Source organism: Dactylosporangium sucinum (assembly GCF_014647515.1).
In the GTDB taxonomy this organism is placed as follows: Bacteria; Actinomycetota; Actinomycetes; order Mycobacteriales; family Micromonosporaceae; genus Dactylosporangium; species Dactylosporangium sucinum.
Genome location: NZ_BMPI01000009.1, coordinates 43,321 through 58,741, shown reverse-complemented (window position 1 = coordinate 58,741; position 15,421 = coordinate 43,321). Strand labels below are relative to the sequence as shown.

Below are 15,421 nucleotides of genomic sequence, written 5' to 3'. Positions count from 1 at the left end.
GGGAAACGGACCGGACCGCCGGAACCGGCCGGCGCAGCCCGGTCAGGCGCCGGGCTGGACGAGCCCGCACTCGTAGGCGAAGACGACCGCCTGGACCCGGTCGCGCAGGCCCAGCTTGGCCAGGATGCGCGTGACGTGCGTCTTGACCGTCGGCGGGCTCAGGTACAGCTCCGCGCCGATCTCGGCGTTGGAGCGGCCGCGCGCGATCAGGCCCAGCACCTCGAGCTCACGCGGCGTCAGCGCGCCGAGCTGGGAGCGGCGGGCGGAGTCCGGGCGGGGACGGCGGACGTACTCCTCGATCATCCGCCGCGTGATCTCCGGGGCCAGCAGCGCCTCGCCGCCGGCGACCGTGCGGGTCGCCCCGGCCAGCTCGCGCGGCGGGGCGCTCTTGAGCAGGAAGCCGCTCGCGCCCGCGCGCAGCGCCTGGTACACGTACTCGTCCTCGTCGAACGTCGTCAGGATGAGCACCCGGGCCGCGCAGCGGCCGCCCGCCAGCAGGCGGCGGGTCGCCTCGATGCCGTCCATGCGCGGCATGCGGATGTCCATGAAGATGATGTCGGGCTGCAGGTCGAGGGCGCGTTCGATGGCCTCGACCCCGTTGGCCGCCTCGCCGACCACCTCGATGTCGTCCTGGCCCTCGAGGATGGAGCGGAAGCCGCCGCGCACCAGGGCCTGGTCGTCGACCAGCAGCACGCGGATCATCGCTGGGCCGCCGGCAGCGGCAGGCGCGCCTCGACGGTGAAGCCCGCCCCGGGCGCGTCCGCGGTCTCGAGCGTGCCGCCGTAGAGGCCGACCCGCTCGTGCATGCCGATGAGGCCGTGCCCGACCCGTCCGGGGACGGGGTCGCCCGGTCCGCCGTGCCCGCCGGCCGGGCCGGAGTCGCGCACGCTCACCCGCACCGACTGCTCGTCGTACTCCAGCACGACGCGCGCGGTCGTCGGCGCCGCGTGCTTGAGGGCGTTGGTGAGCGCCTCCTGCACGATGCGGTACACGGTCAGGTCGACGCCGGGCGGCAGCGACCGCTCCGGGCCCTCCACCGTGAGCTCGACCGGCAGGCCGATCCCGCCCATGTGCTCGACCAGCCCGGCCAGGTCGGCCGTGCCCGGCTGCGGCTTCAGCGCGAGCTTCGACCGCTCGCCGCGCAGCAGGCCGAGCATCCGTCCGAGCTCGCCGACCGCCTGCCGCCCCGTCTCCTGGACCGACTGCAGCGGCGCCCGGGCGCGCGGCGGGTCGCGGTCGAGCAGGTCCTCGGCGGCGCCCGCCTGGACCACCATCACGCTGACGCAGTGGGCCACGATGTCGTGCAGCTCGCGCGCGATGCGGGCGCGCTCCTCGGCCAGGGCGGCCCGGATCGCCTCCTCCCGCTCCGCCTCGAGCCGCTGCGCGCGTTCGCGGTCGTCGGACTGGCTGCGGGCCCGGGCGCGCAGCACCCTCCCGGCGACGTAACAGGCCGCCAGCGGTACCGCCACGAACGGAATGTTGGCGACCGTGCCCGACTCGGGGTTGCGCAGGAACACGACGACCAGCCCGGCGACGATCGCGCCCGCCCCGGTGGCGGCGCGCTCCCGTGAGCTGTGCCGGGCGACCGAGTAGCCGGCGATGAGGATCGGCAGGAAGTCGCCCCACAGCGTGACGGTCAGCGGGGTGACGAGCATCGGCCCGCCGACCGCCAGGGCCACGGTCACGGCCGTGGCCAGGGGCGCGACCCGGCGCAGCGCCAGCACCGCCGTCGCGACCAGGGTGGCGGCGACGACCGCGGGCAGCGGCCCGTACGGCGTGGAGTTGTCCAGCCGCACCGCGACGTCGATCTGGGCGAACACGGTGACCGCGAGCGCGAACAGCGCATCGGGCAGCAGGCCCATAGGCCACACTCGCTTCGTCGTCACAACCGGCAAGCTACCGGCGCCCGGAGCTGCGCGGCGTCATCCGGAGGTCGCATATTCCGGCGGCCCGGTCGCCGACCGTGGCACGACGATTTCCCGCCCGGCCGGCCCGACCCTGGGATCCGCGCCGCCGAGGGGCGGCATCGTTGGAGGGGAACCATGACCGTGAACCTGAGGCGCCTCGCCGGATGGGCGCTCATCGTCGGCTCGATCGTCGCCGTGGTGGGCTACCTCGCCGCCAACCTGCTCGCGCCGGGCAGCGGCGAAGACGTGTTCCGCTACGAGGCCTGGCCGCTGTTCGAGGGCATCGCGCTCGTCGGCGACGTCATCGTCGCCCTCGGCCTGCCGGTGATCCTGACGTTCGCCGGCCGCGCGCCGAAACTGCACATCATCGGGTACAGCGGGATCTTCGCCGCCCTGGTGATGCTCAACCTCGGCGAGGGCACGACGGAGGCGTTCGTCAAGCCGTACCTGGTCGCCCACGGCGGCCTCCCCGCCGAGGAGCCCACCGGCTTCGCCGTCTTCGAGGGCGTGGCCCTGCTGGCCCTGGTGATCGGCTCGATCTGCCTCGGCATCGCCGTGCTGCGGGCGCGGGTCCTGCCGTGGTGGATCGGCGTGGCACTGATCGTCTCGTGCCTCGTCGGCGCGCTGGGCCTGCCCGGCGCCTGGTTCCTGCTGCCCGACTGCATCTTCTTCGCCGCTCTGGTGGCGATCGGCACCGTCGCGGTGCGCCCGGCCCCGGCGCCGGCCACCGCCGAGCTCGCCGGCGCCCGCACCGCCTGATGCGCTCGTCGACCGCCGGTGCCGGGCCCGGCACCGGCGGACGCGCCCTCAGGAACCTTCGCTACCCGGAACAACGCTGAGGGCGCCGGACGGGCAGCCCGCCACGGCCTGGCGGACGGTGTCCGACAGCTCCGGCGGGGGAGACTCGTCCAGCACGACCACCACGCCGTCGTCCTCGCGCTGGTCGAAGACCCGGGGGAGGAGCAGGGCGCACTGACCCGACGACACGCACACGTCCGGGTCCGCGCTCACCCTCATCGTCACCATGTCACCGGCACCTCGTCCACGCCCCCGGTCAGCCGGTTGTGCCGGATCTCGATGTCGTCGACCGCGACCGCCAGCCGCAGCGTGGGGAAGCACCGCAGCAGCGCGGGGAAGACGGTGCGCAGCTCGGTGCGGGCCAGGTTGGCGCCGATGCAGACGTGGGCGCCGTGACCGAAGGCGAGGTGCGCGTTCGGGCGGCGGGCCGGGTCGAACTCGGCCGGGTCGGCGAAGACCGTCGCGTCGCGGTTGGCGGCGTTGCTGGAGATGATGACCGCCTCGCCGCGGGCGATCGTGACGCCCGCGATCTCGACGTCCGCGTGCGCGTACCGGAGCAGGCCCAGGCCGCCGGGAGCGGTGATCCGCAGGATCTCCTCCACCGTCGGGCCGACCTCGGTGTGCGGGTCGGCGGCGAAGCGGTCGCGGCGGCGCGGGTCGGCGAGCAGCAGCAGGACGCCGAGGTCGATGCGGGTCGACGTGGTCTCGTGCCCGGCGAAGATGAGGCCGGCGGCCAGGCGGGCCAGCTCGTCCGCGGTGAACGTCGGGTCCTCGGCCTGCGCGGCGACGAGGTCGGAGATGACGTCCGGGCCGGGCGCGCGCCGCTTCGCCTCGGCCAGGCCGGTCGTGTACTCCTGGAACTCCGCCATCGCCGCCCGCGCGTCCGCGCCGCCGTCGATCAGGCCGATGCGCTGGGAGAGCCGGCGGAAATGGCCGCGGTCCGCATACGGCACGCCCAGCAGCTCGCAGATGACCAGGACCGGCAGCGGGAACGCAAGCAGCTCGTGCAGGTTGACCGGCGCGCCGGGGCGGGCGTCGCGGGCGGCCTGCATGTCGTCCAGGCAGCGCTCGGTGAGCTCCTCGATCCGGCCGGCCAGGCGGCGCATCCGGGGCGCGGAGAACGCCGGCACCAGCAGGCGGCGCATCCGGGTGTGCTCGCGCTCCTCGGTGGCGTAGTCGCCGGACGGGCCGTCGAGCACCGCCGCGTGCGAGACCCGGGCCGCCTCCTGCGGGGCCGGGTGGGAGCGGCCGAAGCGCCGGTCGCCGAAGATCTGCCGGGCCGCCGCATAGGCGGTCACCAGCCAGGCGGGGTCGCCGGCGGGCGTGGTGATCCGGGTGAGCGGGGCCTCGCGGCGCAGCACGTCGTAGAGCGGCGCGATGTCGAGCACGTTGGGCCGGTCGAACGGCAGCTGGGGCCGGGCCTGGGCGGTCGCGGTCATGGACGCTCCTCCCCGATGAGCATCGAAGACATCGGTAAATGTCGATGCAAGGCTAACATGGTGTCACGTCATCCAGGCTCCCCGTGACCGACGTGCACGCCCTCACCCGTGACCTGAGACCCGGGTCACAATTGCGGCCATCGCCTGTCAGTGATCCCGGCGCCGGCCCGGACGCGGCCGTCCGGCACGGGCGTCCTCGGCCTGTGCGATGCCGCCGAGCAGCTTGGCGAACGCGAGAACGTCACCCGCGGCGGCGAGGCGGTCGGCTTCGGCGTGGGCTTCGTCCTGCCGGTTCGCCACCGCGAGGACGTAGCCCAGCGCCCGGTACGCGGGGAGCTCACCATCGGCGATCGCGGCCCGCACCTCGCGGATCGCCTCGTCCAGCTGACCCCGGTCGAGCAACAGCCGCACCACCCGGCTGCGGACGTTGGTCTCTCCGGCCGCGACGGCCCCGCGATAGACGTCGAGGGCCTCGTCGGTGCGGCCGTGCTGCTCCAGCACCTCACCGAACGGCCAGTGCGACCCGGCCTCCTGACCGAGCGCCGCCCGAAGCTCCGCGACCGCTTCGTCGAGGCGGTCCTGCCCGGCGAGCAGGTGGGCGAAGGCGTTGATCGCCGAAAGGTCGCCGCCGGCGATCGCCGCCCGGTGCGCGGCGACGGCCTCGTCGACGCGACCGAGCTTGCCGAGCAGCGTGGCCAATCCCGCCCGGGCGCCCCACCAGCCGGCATCGATCGCGCCCTGCCATGCCGCGACCGCCTCGTCGTGGCGGCCGAGGCCCTCGTACAGTCGCGCGAGATCGATCCAGCCGCTGGCCTCCCCGGCGGCGATTCCCGCCCGGTAGATAGCCTCGGCCTCCGCAACATACCCGTGCTCCTCGTCGGTCGGGCCGGCACGATCGTTCACGGCCTGACCTTAGGCCTGCTCCGTCGGTTGCGCGTCGATGCCGCCATCGACGCGGCCGTGATCCAGGAGCCGGATGTCGGGGCGGTGACGCGTGGGAGGATGGGCCTATGGGCGGTGAGGCGAAGCTGGGCACGGTCGGGCTCGTGCTGCACCCGCGCAAGCCGGTGCAGGAGTCCGTCGAGGCGATCCTCGCCGCCGCCCGGGACCATCCGGTCCGCGTCATCGCCCGCGACGGCGACCGCGCCCGGCTGCCGCAGGCCGTCGGCACCGTGTCCGACGCCGTGTTCGCGGCGCAGGTCGACGGGATCGTCGCGCTGGGCGGCGACGGCACGATGCTGGGCGCGATGCGGCTCATGGCCGACCGGCCCGTGCCGATCCTCGGCGTCAACCACGGCAACCTGGGCTTCCTCGCCGAGGTGGCGCCGCCGCAGCTCCCGGCGGCCCTGGCGCGGCTGGCCGACGGGGACTTCACCATCGAGCGGCACGCCGGGCTCGAGGCGCATGCCGACCGGGTGGAGCTGGCCGCCGGCTTCGGCTTCAACGACGTGGTCCTGGCCCGGGCGGACCGCACCGGCGCCGTCTCCGTCGACCTGTCGGTCAACGACGTGCGATACGGCTACTACCGGGCCGACGCCGTGGTCGTCGCGACCCCGACCGGCTCGACCGCGTACAACTATGCGGCCGGCGGCCCGATCCTCTCGCCGTCCTCGGACGCGGTGGTGGTCACCCCGGTGGCGCCGATGTCGGGGATCGCCCGGCCCGTGGTGCTCGGCGCGGAGGATCGGGTGACCCTGGCCGTGGCCGCCGACAGCGCCCGGATCGCGGTGGACGTCGACGGCACCGCCAGCGGCTCGCTCGCCCCCGGCGACCGCCTGACCACCACGCTGCGCCGCGACGCCGCCCAGGTGGTCCGCTTGTCGGCGACCGAGCACGCCCGCCGCAGCCGGATCAAGCTGAGCCTGCTCGACCTGCCGCTGCGCCCCGACCAGCTCATCGAGCTGATCCCGCCCGAGCTGCGCCAGCGCGCCGACGACGCCATCGCCCGCCGCGAGCCCTGACGCTCACCAGCACCGCCTGGATCACCCCGACTAGGCGGGCCGGCCCGGGGCGGGCGCCGGGCCGCTGGTGAGCATCTCGTTGCACAGCTGCGGCAGCACCCGCGCGAAGCCGGCGCTCGCGAACTGCCAGTTGTGCCCGCCGGTGTCGACGAACCGGTGGGTGACGATCCCGTCCCGGATGGCGGCGGCCGCCAGCTGCTCGCCGACGGCGATGTCGCGGGCGTCGTCGGCACCGGCGCCGAACCACAGCGTCACCCCGGGGTACCGGCGGGTGCTCAGCAGCCGCGCGGGGTCGTGCGCCTGCTCGGCGGCGAGGTTGCCGCCGAACAGCGTGCTCAGGGTGTGCGCGGGGTTGCCGAGGTTGGGCCGCGCGTCGCCGCCGAAGTCGACGACGTGCCGGTAGATGTCGGGGTGACCGAGGACGAGGTCCAGGGCGCAGGTGCCGCCCTCGGAGAACCCGACGATGCCCCAGCTCGACGGGTTGTGCCGGATCCGCAGGGTGCCGGTGATGAACGCCGGCACGTCGGCGGTCAGGTAGGTCTCGGCGTTGCCCTGGGGGCCGTCGATGCACTCGGTGTCGCCGGTGGCGGAGCCGTTCTGGTCGACGACCACCAGCACGGGCGCCCGTCCGTCGTGCGCCGCGGCGTAGGCGTCGTCGGTGGACTGGCCGTGCCCGGACCTGAGCCAGTTGATCGGGGTGCCGGGCGACCCGACCAGCATGATGAGGACGGGCAGCGTCGCGCGGCCGGGGCCGAAGTAGGCGGGCGGCAGGAACACGACGCCGGGGCGGTGCCTGAAGTGCGACCGGGTGGCCGGGGCGTCGAGGCTGACGATCACGCCCTTCGCGGGCGGGGCGCCGCCGGGTGTGGCGCCGCCGACCAGGTCGTGCGCCTGCTGGCCGCCGATCGCCCCGGAGTGGCCGAGCACGTCGCCGACCTGCGGCCAGATGCCGTACTGCTGGTCGATGAGCATGAACGCGCCGACGACCGTCGCCGGCACCGCGACCATGGCCGCCGCTTTGCGCCAGGCGAGGGCCCGCCCGGCAGCTCGCCCGACCGGGCGACGGCGCAGGACGAGCGGGCATCCCGCGAGCGCGGCGAACCCGGCGCCGATCCAGATCGCGAACGACGGCGGGTAGGCGTCCGTCACCGTGCCGGTGATCCACAGGGTGAGTGCGACCAGGCCGACGAGCCCGGCGGCCGACAACAGCAGGATCGGCAGCGTGCGGGTGATCCACCGGCGCTCCCGGCTCCACAGCGCGGCGAGCAGCAGCGCGCAGCCCACCATCTCGAAGCCGACGGCCACTCCGCGGTCGAGTAGCGGCACGTGATCGAACGCCCCGCCCCAGGCCGCCGAGGCGAGCCCGGTCGCCGTGAGCCCGGCGGCGAAAGCGGCCACCACCGCGCCGGCCCGCGGGCCTCGGGGCCGTCGGTGCCTCGTGCGCTCGGGCGCGGCGGGAACCTCGTGCGTGGGCTCCGCCGCGTGGTAGATCCTCATGACCCTTAGCCCCCCGGCCGAGAGTCCACCATGGCAGACCAGCGAAAGGTATCTACCCGCCCGCGTCCATGGCAACAGCGGACCGTAACCGAATGGTGTCGTTTACGAGCGGCTGCCGTCGGCCAGGATGAATTTCATCGCCGATCCGCAGGTCACGCACTCGATAGCCCCCGGCGGGTGAGGGCGCCGGGGCGCGAACGACCCGGCGAGACTACCGTAGCTCCGCGTGACCCACGCCGAGATCGAGATCACCGCGGAGCTGGTCCGGGACCTCGTCCGCGACCAGCATCCCGACCTCGCCGATCGCCCGGTTCGGCTCGGCGCGCGCGGATGGGACAACCAGCTGTGGCGGCTCGGTGACGACCTCGCCGTCCGGCTTCCCTGGGCGACCGGGTCCGCTGACGCGCTGCTGCGCAAGGAGCACGCCTGGCTGCCCACGCTTGCCCCGCGCCTCCCACTGCCGATCCCTGTCCCGCAGCGATTCGGCGAGCCCTCCGAACGGTTCCCCCGGCCGTGGCTCGTCACCACCTGGGTTCCGGGCACACCCGCCGACCTCACCCCCGTCACGCGAGCCTCCGACGCGGCCGAATCCCTGGCCATGTTCCTGACGGCGCTGCACCAGCCCGCCCCCGGCGGCGCGCCCGCCGGCCGGGACCGTGGCGGACCCTTGGCCGACCGCGCCGAGGGGTTCGCCAGGGGGCTCACGTCCGCCACCGAGCGGGGGCTGATCGACGACCCGGACGCCGTCCGCGCCGTCTGGCACGACGCGGTCACGGCGCCGCGATGGACGGGCCCGGCGCTGTGGCTCCACGCGGACCTGCACCCCGCCAACGTCCTCACCGCCGACGGCACCTTCTGCGGCGTGGTCGACTTCGGCGACCTCTGCGCGGGCGACCCGGCATGTGACCTCGCCGCCGTCTGGCTCCTGCTGCCGGACGACACCACCGACCACTTCTACGCGGCCTACCAGCCGACCCCGGACACCGCCACCATGCGCCGCGCCCGCGGCTGGGCGATGGCGCGCGCCCTCGGCGGCATCCTCATCGGCGACGCCGGCGTCCACGGCCGCCCCGGCGGCAAGCCCACCTGGGGCCCACCCGCCCACGCCGCCCTGCGACGCCTCATCGCCACCATTCGCTGAGCCGGCGATCGCCACCATATGGTCGTGCGGTGAACGTGGAGCAGGTTCGGCGCGCCTATGCGTCCGTCGCAGACCTTTACATCGAGCTGTTCGGTTCAAGGCAGCAGGTCCACGCCGACGACCTGGCCTTCATCGCGCGACATCTGGCGGGCCGGCCCGGCACGGTGCTCGATCTGGGCTGCGGGCCCGGCCACATCACCGATTACCTTCGCTCGCAGGGCGTCGACGCGACGGGAATCGACATGGTCCCCGAGTTCATCGCCCATGCGCGGGCGGTCCACCCGGGCGGTAGGTACCAACTCGGGTCGATGGAGGACCTCGACGTCGCCGACCATTCGATCGCCGGCATCCTGGCCTGGTACTCGTTGATCCATCTACCGCCGCAGCGGCTCGACGGCGTGCTCGCCAGGTTCCGTCGGGCAATGGCCCCGGCCGGAGCGTTGGTGCTCGGCGTCTTCGACGGTGACGAGGTTGCCGCCTTCGACCACAAGGTCGTGACCGCTTATCGCTGGCCCGTGGACGAGCTCGTCGAGCGGCTGACGCGAGCCGGGTTCACGGAGGTCGAGCGCCTGCACCGGCCCAGCGACGGCACGCACCGGCCGCACGCCGCCCTCGCCGCGGTCGCGACCGGAGGATGAGCGGAGCCGCTCATGGGCGACGTTCACACCGGCGACCCGTTCAGGAGCCGAAGTGCGCGGCGTCGAGCGCGGCCTGCAGGGAGCGGCGGTAGCCGTCGCTGGTGACGGTGGCGCCGGACACCGAGTCGATGTCGGCGCTCTGCGCCTGCAGGACCTTCTCGCGCAGCATCGGCACCGCGTAGTCGTTGATCTCCCGGTCGCGCCGGTTGCCGCTGGGCACCTGCAGCGCGACGACGTCGGTGATCCTTCCGCCGGAGATGGTCACCCGAACCTGGACCGGGCCCCAGCGGGTCTGCGCGACCGTGCCGTTGACCAACGTGGCGCCCGACGGGGCTGCTGAGCCCGCCGGGCCGCCGGCGGCGGGACCGTTGGGCACCAGGCCCGGCGCCGCACCGACGACGCCGGGAGCGTTCGGTGCCGTCGCGCCCATCGTGCTGGTCCGGTAGCTGAACAGCAGTACGACCGCCGCCACCGTGGACAGCATCCACAGCGTGATCCGCCTCATCCGGGGTTCTCCTACCAGCTGAATCGCTCGGTGTGCAGGCGCCGCGGGGGTACACCGGCGCGCAGTACCGCCGCCGCGGCGACGGACATCCAGGCGTCGGGCCCGCAGACGTAGACGTGATGCGTGTGGATGCCGGGCACCCATCGGGGAAGCTGGTCGTCCCGGAAACCCGCCGGAACCCAGGAGCCCTCCCCGGCGCGCGGCCCGATCAGGTACCCCACCCGGAGCCCTCCGGCAATGACCGCCGCGTCCAGCTCGTCCTTGAACAGGAGGTCGTCCGCGGTACGCGCGCGGTAGAGCAGCGTCACCGGCACCCGGACCTCGTCGAGGATCGCCCGCAGTGGGGTGATGCCGACCCCGCTGGCGAGCATGGTGATCGGGCGGCCGTCGGCGGGCGGCGCGGTCAACCGGCCGTACGGGCCCTCGATGACCACCTTCGTGCCGGGCCGGACCGTGGCCACCCGCCGGCTGCCCTCGCCGAGGTCCTTCACCGTGACCCGCAGCAGGTCCGGCCGGGGCCCGGCCGAGAGCGAGTACGGGTTGGCGCGGGACCGGCCCGGCCCGTCGAGGAAGCGCCACAGGAAGAACTGCCCGGCGCGCGCCGGCAGGCGGTCCAGGTGCCGGCCGCGCAGGTACACCGAGAACACGCCGGGGCCCTCGGGCACGACGGCGGCGACGACCGGCCGGTGCCGCAGCGTGCGCCAGGCCGGCAGGCCGATCCGGAACAGGACGAGGCAGCCGGCCGCGGTGAGATAGATCGTCCACCAGTACGCGCGGGCCGCCGGCGAGGCGACGAAGTCGGTGCCGGTCCACAGCTCGTGCGGGATGGCCAGGGCCACGCCGAGGTACGCGTACAGGTGCAGCAGGTGCCATGACTCGTACCGCAGCCGGCGGCGGGCCGCGCGGACCGACGTCACCACGACGATGGTGAGCGCGAGCGACGCCGCGGCCGCCAGCAGCATCCCCGGGTACGTGGTGACCAGGTGCCACAACTCGCCCAGCGGGCCCGTGTCCTCGCTCGCGGCGTAGCCGACGGCGACGAGGACGACGTGCGCCAGCATGAGGTTGAAGGAGGTGAACCCGGTCCACCGGTGCCACGCCGCCAGGCGGTCCTGGCCGAAGCTGCGCTCGATCCACGGCACGCGGGCCATGAGCAGCACCTGGACCAGCAGCAGATCGGTGGAGACGAGGCCGGTGAGCCGGCCCAGCGAGGTCAGTCCGGGCGCCACGCCGGTGAGGTCCTGCACGCCCCGGTTGCGCACCCAGAGCGCAACGACCACCAGCATGCTGAGCACCGCCGCGGCGCCCACGAGATCGGCCCGCCACGCGGGTGGCCCCGGGCCGCGCCCCCGCCGTCGTCCCGGTCGCACTCCGCCACCCGACGCGGGCGGCAGCCACCACCGTGCGGGGTCATGCTGCGCGCCGTGCACCACGATCGGGTGCGGCGGCGCGCCACTGACGGTGTCCGGCACGAAACGACACCTCCTCGTCCGACGAACTCGTGCCCACTCTGCCGCGCCGTTCTTCGAGGATTCTTAGCCGCGGCGAGGTGTCGCCGGTTCGGGACCTTCGGCCTTGGAACGGAGGCCGCGGCGAGTGGACCATGAAGTGAGGCCGGTCCGCTGTGCCGACCGGCTCCTCGGGGGAGAGGGGTACTGCGATGTCCAATCGGTACGGGCCGCTCGTCGTCGGTGCCGGCGGTGCAGCGCTCCGTGTCGGCCGGCCGCGTTCGGCTCCTGTCACCGCGCCATGAACGAGCAGGGCGACCGCGCGTCGCAGCCGCGAGGTTCCCGGCTGTGGGCCGCCCGGGAGACCATCCTGTTCTGGCTGGCGACGCTGCTGCTCATCGCCGGTGTGGCGGCCGCCGGCGCGGGGGCGCGGGGCTGGGCGTCCGCGCTGTGGACCGCCGCGACGCTGGTCGGGCTGGCCTACTCGACGATCACCATCGCCGTCGCGCTGCTGCGCCGCCGGCCCTCGGTGGACGTCATCGCGTGGCTGGCGCTGGCCGGCGCCCTGCTGGTCGGCGAGCCGCTCGCCGGTGCGGTGATCGCTGTCATGCTGTTCACCGGAGGCGTGCTGGAGGCGCGCGCGTCGGCCCGGGCCCGCCGGGAACTCGGCCGCCTGGCCGCCGGCGCGCCGCGGATCGCTCGCCGTGAGGGCCCGGACGGCGTGGCCGAGATCCCGGTGGACCGGGTCGCGGTCGGCGACCGGCTGCTGGTCGGCTCGGGCGAGCTCGTCCCGGTCGACGGCCGGCTGCTCGACGACGGCGTGTTCGACGAGGCGGCACTGTCCGGCGAGTCGCTGCCGGTCGAGCGCCGGGCCGGCGACAACATCCGCAGTGGTGTCGTCAACGCCGGGGCGGCGGCGCGGATGCTGGCCACCGAGACCGCGGCCGCATCGACCTACGCGGGCGTGGTGCGCCTGGTCGAGCGGGCCCAGGCGAGCAGCGCCCCCTTCGTCCGCCTCGCCGACCGGTTCGCGCTGGCCTTCGTACCCCTGACGCTGCTGGCCGCCGGGCTTGCCTGGGCGATCTCGGGCGAGGCGGTGCGAGCGGTGGCCGTGCTGGTCGTGGCGACTCCCTGCCCGCTGTTGCTGGCCGCCCCGATCGCGATCATGTCCGGGGTGTCCCGGGCGGCTCGGTACGGCGTGATCCTCAAGGGCGGTGCGGCACTCGAGCAGCTGGCCGCCGGACGGGTCCTGCTGTTCGACAAGACCGGCACCCTGACCCGCGGCCGGCCCGTCCTCTCCGCGGTGATCACCGGCCACGACCTGCCGGCCGACGAGGTGCTGCGGCTGGCCGCCTCGCTCGACCAGTCGTCGGCACACGTGCTCGCCGCGCCCATCGTGACCGCCGCCCGCGACCGCAGGCTGAGCCTGCCCGTGGCGTCGAACGTGCGGGAACGGCACGGTTTCGGCATCGAAGGAACGGTGGAGGGCCACCGGGTACGCCTCGGCAAGGCGGCCTGGGTCGTCGACGGCCCCACACCGGACTGGGTGCGCCGGGCCCGGCGCCGGGCCACGCTGGACGGATCGCTGACCGTGTTCGCGGCGGTGGACGGCCGGCCCGCCGGGGTACTGCTGCTCACCGACCCGCTCCGGCCCGACGCGCCACGCATGATGCGGACGCTGCGCGACGCCGGCATCGAGCGCACCGTCATGATCACCGGAGACCGCGCGGACATCGCGGACACCGTCGGGCGGGTCGCCGGCGTCGACGCGGTGTATGCCGACCGCGACCCCGCCGACAAACTCGCCATCGTCGCCGCGGAACAGCGCGCCGCACCGACCGTCATGGTCGGCGACGGGGTGAACGACGCCCCAGCGCTCGCCGCCGCCGGTGTCGGTGTGGCCCTGGCGGCACGCGGTGTCACGGCCGCCGCCGAGGCGGCCGACGTCATGCTCACCACCGACCGGGTCGACGGCCTCGCCGACGCGATCCTCGTCGCCCGGCGCGCCCACCGCATCGCCCGCCGCTCGGCCGCGATCGGCATGGCCCTGTCGCTGGCCGCGATGATCCCCGCCGCGGCCGGGCTGCTCACACCGGTGGCCGGCGCGCTGCTGCAGGAGGCGATCGACGTCGCGGCCATCGGCCTCGCCCTGACGGTCCTGCTGCCGCAGCGCACGCACACCGTCACCCTGCCGACCGCCGACCTCGCCGTGACCCGGCAGCTGTACGCGCAGCACACCGCCATCCGGCCACTCGTCGAGCGGATCCGAGCCGTCGCCGACGACCTCTCCGTCACCGGAGGCGACCTCGAACCCGTCCGTGAGCTGCTCGACCGCCTCGAGACCGACCTGCTGCCGCACGAGCGGGCCGAGGAGGCGCAGCTGCTGCCGATCGTCGCGCGGGCCCTCGGCGGCCCCGACCCGGTCGGAGCGCTCAGCCGCACCCACGCCGAGATCGAGCACCAGATCCGCCGGCTGCGCCGCACCCTGCCGGAGACCGGCAACCAGCCCGAGCCGGAAGACGTGATCGACCTGCGGGCCGGCCTCTACGGCCTGTACGCCATCATGCAGTTGCACAACGCCCAGGAGGAGGAGAACGCGTTCAGCCTCATGCCGCCGGCGTCCGCCGCGACCTGAGCCGGGGCCGGGCTACCGCCTATCGGGCGCGGCGGCGGATCGAGCGCAGCGCCGACAGGACGAGCGCCAGGAGCGCGCCTTCGACGACCAAGCTCGTCACGCCGAGCGGCTCCGTCCAGTTGCCCACATCCGAGGTGTAGTCGGGCAGGCCCGGGCCCCGGGACAGGATGTAGCCGACCAGCGGCCCCAATGCCACGCCACCGGCCAGCAGCCACCCGGCCGGCGAGCGCGAACGCAACAGGAGCACGGCAGCCACGACGCCGGCCGCTTCGAGCACGTAGTAGCCGATGCCGACGTAGCGCGGTGTCTTGCTGCCCGGGAAGCCGCCCTGGTCGAGGACGTGGATCACGGCGACGGCGAGGCACAGCAGGGCTGCCCCGGTTCGCGCGGCGCGGGAGGCGGCCAGTGAGGTTCGTCGAGCGACCTGGGCCATGCCGGCCTCCTCAACTCGATCGAGGCCGGCCCAACCCGCGAGACCAGCCTCGTGACCAGGCCGGCGACGTCTATCTACCTACTCTGCCTCGGACCACGCCCCCGGGTGTAGCTCGCATGCCTCACCACCGGGCCACTGTGCACGGTGCCGGTCAGGTCAGCCAGAGGTTGTCGTGTTCGAGGTAGAACGCGGTGCGTTCCTCCTCGCTCAGCTGCGCAACCCGGACCAGGCCCTCGAAGTAGCCCTCGCGGGGCGCGCCCGGCGAGAAGTGCAGCAGCATCGACACCGGCGCTCCGGACTCGTTCTTGAACCCGTGGATACCACCCGCCGGAACGTGCACGTAGTCCCCGGGTTCGGCGTCGATCCAACGCCTGCCGTCATAGATTCGCATGGTGCCGGACAGGATGTAGAAGGACTCCGTGATCGACCGGTGGAAGTGCGGGTCCGGCCCGGTCACGTCGGGGCCGCACTCCCACCGGTACAGGCCGAACAGGCCGCCGGTAGACGTGCCGGTGGACAGATAGTGCACCCGGGTGCCGTTCGGATAGACGAGCTCCGGAGCGGTGCCGTCCGGACGGTAGGTTGCGCTGATCTCGCCCTCTTTGCCGTGGTACAGCGGGGGAGGATAGGTCATGCCCCACATCATGCATGGCAGGCGGCCGCGGGGTGGTTGTCCCGTGGGGACGTTCATCGAGTGCCGTTGGCGATGTCGGCCCGGATGGTGTCGCCGGACCTGCTTCGTCCTGCTTGATCAGTCGCCGGCGTTACTGTCGCGGATTGCTTCCCGCGTGAACCACGCGAGCGGCAACGCCAGCAGGATGAGGGTGGCGGCGGCGCAGCAGCTGCCGATGGCGACGACGTTGATCCAGCTCGTGACGCCGTCATAGTTCGCGGTCACGGACGACACTCCGACGAGGCACAATGCGGCCGCGCCGATCAACGCCACGGCGAGGGCAACCGCGGGCCAGAGCCACTCGGGACGGCTCGCGGTGGACCGCCGACCTTGCACGAGGCGACTC

General features: G+C 74.0%; 16 protein-coding genes and 1 pseudogene. 6 read left to right on the top strand and 11 right to left on the bottom strand.

Annotated elements, in window-relative coordinates; all coding sequences use genetic code 11:
• Positions 1–42 precede the first annotated feature (42 nt).
• Both IEZ31_RS11220 and IEZ31_RS11215 read right to left on the bottom strand, forming a co-directional pair.
• Entirely contained in the window at positions 43–702 is a 660-nt protein-coding gene (locus IEZ31_RS11220; protein WP_190249732.1) for a response regulator, read from the bottom strand.
• The gene (locus IEZ31_RS11215) at positions 699–1,886 is read right to left on the bottom strand and encodes a sensor histidine kinase (protein WP_190249731.1); all 1,188 of its coding nucleotides are present in this window, start codon (positions 1,884–1,886) and stop codon (positions 699–701) included. The genes IEZ31_RS11220 and IEZ31_RS11215 overlap by 4 nt, the downstream gene beginning before the upstream one ends.
• A 156-nt stretch (positions 1,887–2,042) precedes the next feature.
• Here IEZ31_RS11215 and IEZ31_RS11210 point away from each other — a divergent pair, with 156 nt between their 5' ends.
• On the top strand, positions 2,043–2,666 hold the full coding sequence (locus tag IEZ31_RS11210) for a hypothetical protein (RefSeq protein ID WP_190249730.1): 624 nt from the start codon (positions 2,043–2,045) through the stop codon (positions 2,664–2,666).
• 48 nt (positions 2,667–2,714) lie between these two features.
• Here IEZ31_RS11210 and IEZ31_RS11205 read toward each other — a convergent pair whose 3' ends face one another.
• The 3 genes from IEZ31_RS11205 to IEZ31_RS11195 all read right to left on the bottom strand — a co-directional run bounded on the left by IEZ31_RS11205 (position 2,715) and on the right by IEZ31_RS11195 (position 5,047).
• Complete coding sequence (locus tag IEZ31_RS11205; RefSeq protein ID WP_373294560.1) at positions 2,715–2,933, bottom strand: ferredoxin; 219 nt, start codon at positions 2,931–2,933, stop codon at positions 2,715–2,717.
• Complete coding sequence (locus tag IEZ31_RS11200; protein ID WP_190249729.1) at positions 2,927–4,144, bottom strand: cytochrome P450; 1,218 nt, start codon at positions 4,142–4,144, stop codon at positions 2,927–2,929. The genes IEZ31_RS11205 and IEZ31_RS11200 overlap by 7 nt, the downstream gene beginning before the upstream one ends.
• Before the next feature lie 147 nt (positions 4,145–4,291).
• Positions 4,292–5,047 (bottom strand): tetratricopeptide repeat protein, encoded by a 756-nt coding sequence (locus IEZ31_RS11195; protein WP_190249728.1) that lies wholly within the window; start codon positions 5,045–5,047, stop codon positions 4,292–4,294.
• Between the two features lie 107 nt (positions 5,048–5,154).
• Here IEZ31_RS11195 and IEZ31_RS11190 point away from each other — a divergent pair, with 107 nt between their 5' ends.
• Positions 5,155–6,105, top strand: coding sequence for an NAD(+)/NADH kinase (locus IEZ31_RS11190; protein ID WP_190249727.1), 951 nt, complete (start codon positions 5,155–5,157; stop codon positions 6,103–6,105).
• Positions 6,106–6,135: 30 nt separating this feature from the next.
• Here the strand turns inward: IEZ31_RS11190 and IEZ31_RS11185 are convergent, their stop codons facing one another.
• Positions 6,136–7,602 carry an alpha/beta hydrolase gene (locus IEZ31_RS11185; RefSeq protein ID WP_190249726.1) on the bottom strand — a complete coding sequence of 489 codons (1,467 nt, stop codon included), beginning with the start codon at positions 7,600–7,602 and terminating at the stop codon, positions 6,136–6,138.
• Between the two features lie 226 nt (positions 7,603–7,828).
• Between IEZ31_RS11185 and IEZ31_RS11180 the strand changes: the two genes are divergently transcribed.
• Together IEZ31_RS11180 and IEZ31_RS11175 are read left to right on the top strand one after the other, a co-directional pair.
• Positions 7,829–8,743 carry an aminoglycoside phosphotransferase family protein gene (locus tag IEZ31_RS11180; RefSeq protein ID WP_190249725.1) on the top strand — a complete coding sequence of 305 codons (915 nt, stop codon included), beginning with the start codon at positions 7,829–7,831 and terminating at the stop codon, positions 8,741–8,743.
• A 29-nt stretch (positions 8,744–8,772) separates the two neighbouring features.
• Positions 8,773–9,381, top strand: a complete 609-nt coding sequence (locus tag IEZ31_RS11175) for a class I SAM-dependent methyltransferase (protein ID WP_190249724.1) — start codon at positions 8,773–8,775, stop codon at positions 9,379–9,381.
• A gap of 40 nt (positions 9,382–9,421) precedes the next feature.
• Here IEZ31_RS11175 and IEZ31_RS11170 read toward each other — a convergent pair whose 3' ends face one another.
• Positions 9,422–9,886, bottom strand: coding sequence for an FMN-binding protein (locus tag IEZ31_RS11170; RefSeq protein ID WP_190249723.1), 465 nt, complete (start codon positions 9,884–9,886; stop codon positions 9,422–9,424).
• A gap of 11 nt (positions 9,887–9,897) precedes the next feature.
• Complete coding sequence (locus tag IEZ31_RS11165) at positions 9,898–11,172, bottom strand: ferredoxin reductase family protein (RefSeq protein ID WP_190249722.1); 1,275 nt, start codon at positions 11,170–11,172, stop codon at positions 9,898–9,900.
• Positions 11,173–11,635: 463 nt separating this feature from the next.
• On the opposite strand from IEZ31_RS11165, the pseudogene IEZ31_RS11160 reads away from it, so the two are divergent.
• Together IEZ31_RS11160 and IEZ31_RS59355 are read left to right on the top strand one after the other, a co-directional pair.
• Positions 11,636–13,516: pseudogene (locus IEZ31_RS11160) on the top strand (heavy metal translocating P-type ATPase); the annotation flags it as partial.
• Positions 13,517–13,543: 27 nt separating this feature from the next.
• Entirely contained in the window at positions 13,544–13,969 is a 426-nt protein-coding gene (locus IEZ31_RS59355; RefSeq protein ID WP_373294564.1) for a hemerythrin domain-containing protein, read from the top strand.
• A 19-nt stretch (positions 13,970–13,988) separates the two neighbouring features.
• Here IEZ31_RS59355 and IEZ31_RS11155 read toward each other — a convergent pair whose 3' ends face one another.
• The 3 genes from IEZ31_RS11155 to IEZ31_RS11145 all read right to left on the bottom strand — a co-directional run bounded on the left by IEZ31_RS11155 (position 13,989) and on the right by IEZ31_RS11145 (position 15,300).
• Positions 13,989–14,402: a hypothetical protein gene (locus IEZ31_RS11155; RefSeq protein ID WP_190249720.1), complete on the bottom strand. Its 414-nt coding sequence runs from the start codon at positions 14,400–14,402 to the stop codon at positions 13,989–13,991.
• 151 nt (positions 14,403–14,553) lie between these two features.
• Complete coding sequence (locus tag IEZ31_RS11150; RefSeq protein ID WP_190249719.1) at positions 14,554–15,036, bottom strand: cupin domain-containing protein; 483 nt, start codon at positions 15,034–15,036, stop codon at positions 14,554–14,556.
• Between the two features lie 117 nt (positions 15,037–15,153).
• Positions 15,154–15,300 (bottom strand): hypothetical protein, encoded by a 147-nt coding sequence (locus IEZ31_RS11145; RefSeq protein WP_190249718.1) that lies wholly within the window; start codon positions 15,298–15,300, stop codon positions 15,154–15,156.
• Between the last annotated feature and the right edge of the window lie 121 nt (positions 15,301–15,421).

What these genes read in the sequence shown, in the direction of transcription:
- IEZ31_RS11190 (WP_190249727.1), top strand. Translation starts at nt 5,155, where the DNA reads ATGGGCGGTGAGGCGAAGCTGGGCACGGTCGGGCTCGTGCTGCACCCG.
- IEZ31_RS11170 (WP_190249723.1), bottom strand. Translation starts at nt 9,886, where the DNA reads ATGAGGCGGATCACGCTGTGGATGCTGTCCACGGTGGCGGCGGTCGTA.
- IEZ31_RS11200 (WP_190249729.1), bottom strand. Translation starts at nt 4,144, where the DNA reads ATGACCGCGACCGCCCAGGCCCGGCCCCAGCTGCCGTTCGACCGGCCC.
- IEZ31_RS11205 (WP_373294560.1), bottom strand. Translation starts at nt 2,933, where the DNA reads ATGGTGACGATGAGGGTGAGCGCGGACCCGGACGTGTGCGTGTCGTCG.
- IEZ31_RS11150 (WP_190249719.1), bottom strand. Translation starts at nt 15,036, where the DNA reads ATGACCTATCCTCCCCCGCTGTACCACGGCAAAGAGGGCGAGATCAGC.
- IEZ31_RS11220 (WP_190249732.1), bottom strand. Translation starts at nt 702, where the DNA reads ATGATCCGCGTGCTGCTGGTCGACGACCAGGCCCTGGTGCGCGGCGGC.
- IEZ31_RS11165 (WP_190249722.1), bottom strand. Translation starts at nt 11,172, where the DNA reads ATGCTGGTGGTCGTTGCGCTCTGGGTGCGCAACCGGGGCGTGCAGGAC.
- IEZ31_RS11155 (WP_190249720.1), bottom strand. Translation starts at nt 14,402, where the DNA reads ATGGCCCAGGTCGCTCGACGAACCTCACTGGCCGCCTCCCGCGCCGCG.
- IEZ31_RS11210 (WP_190249730.1), top strand. Translation starts at nt 2,043, where the DNA reads ATGACCGTGAACCTGAGGCGCCTCGCCGGATGGGCGCTCATCGTCGGC.
- IEZ31_RS11185 (WP_190249726.1), bottom strand. Translation starts at nt 7,602, where the DNA reads ATGAGGATCTACCACGCGGCGGAGCCCACGCACGAGGTTCCCGCCGCG.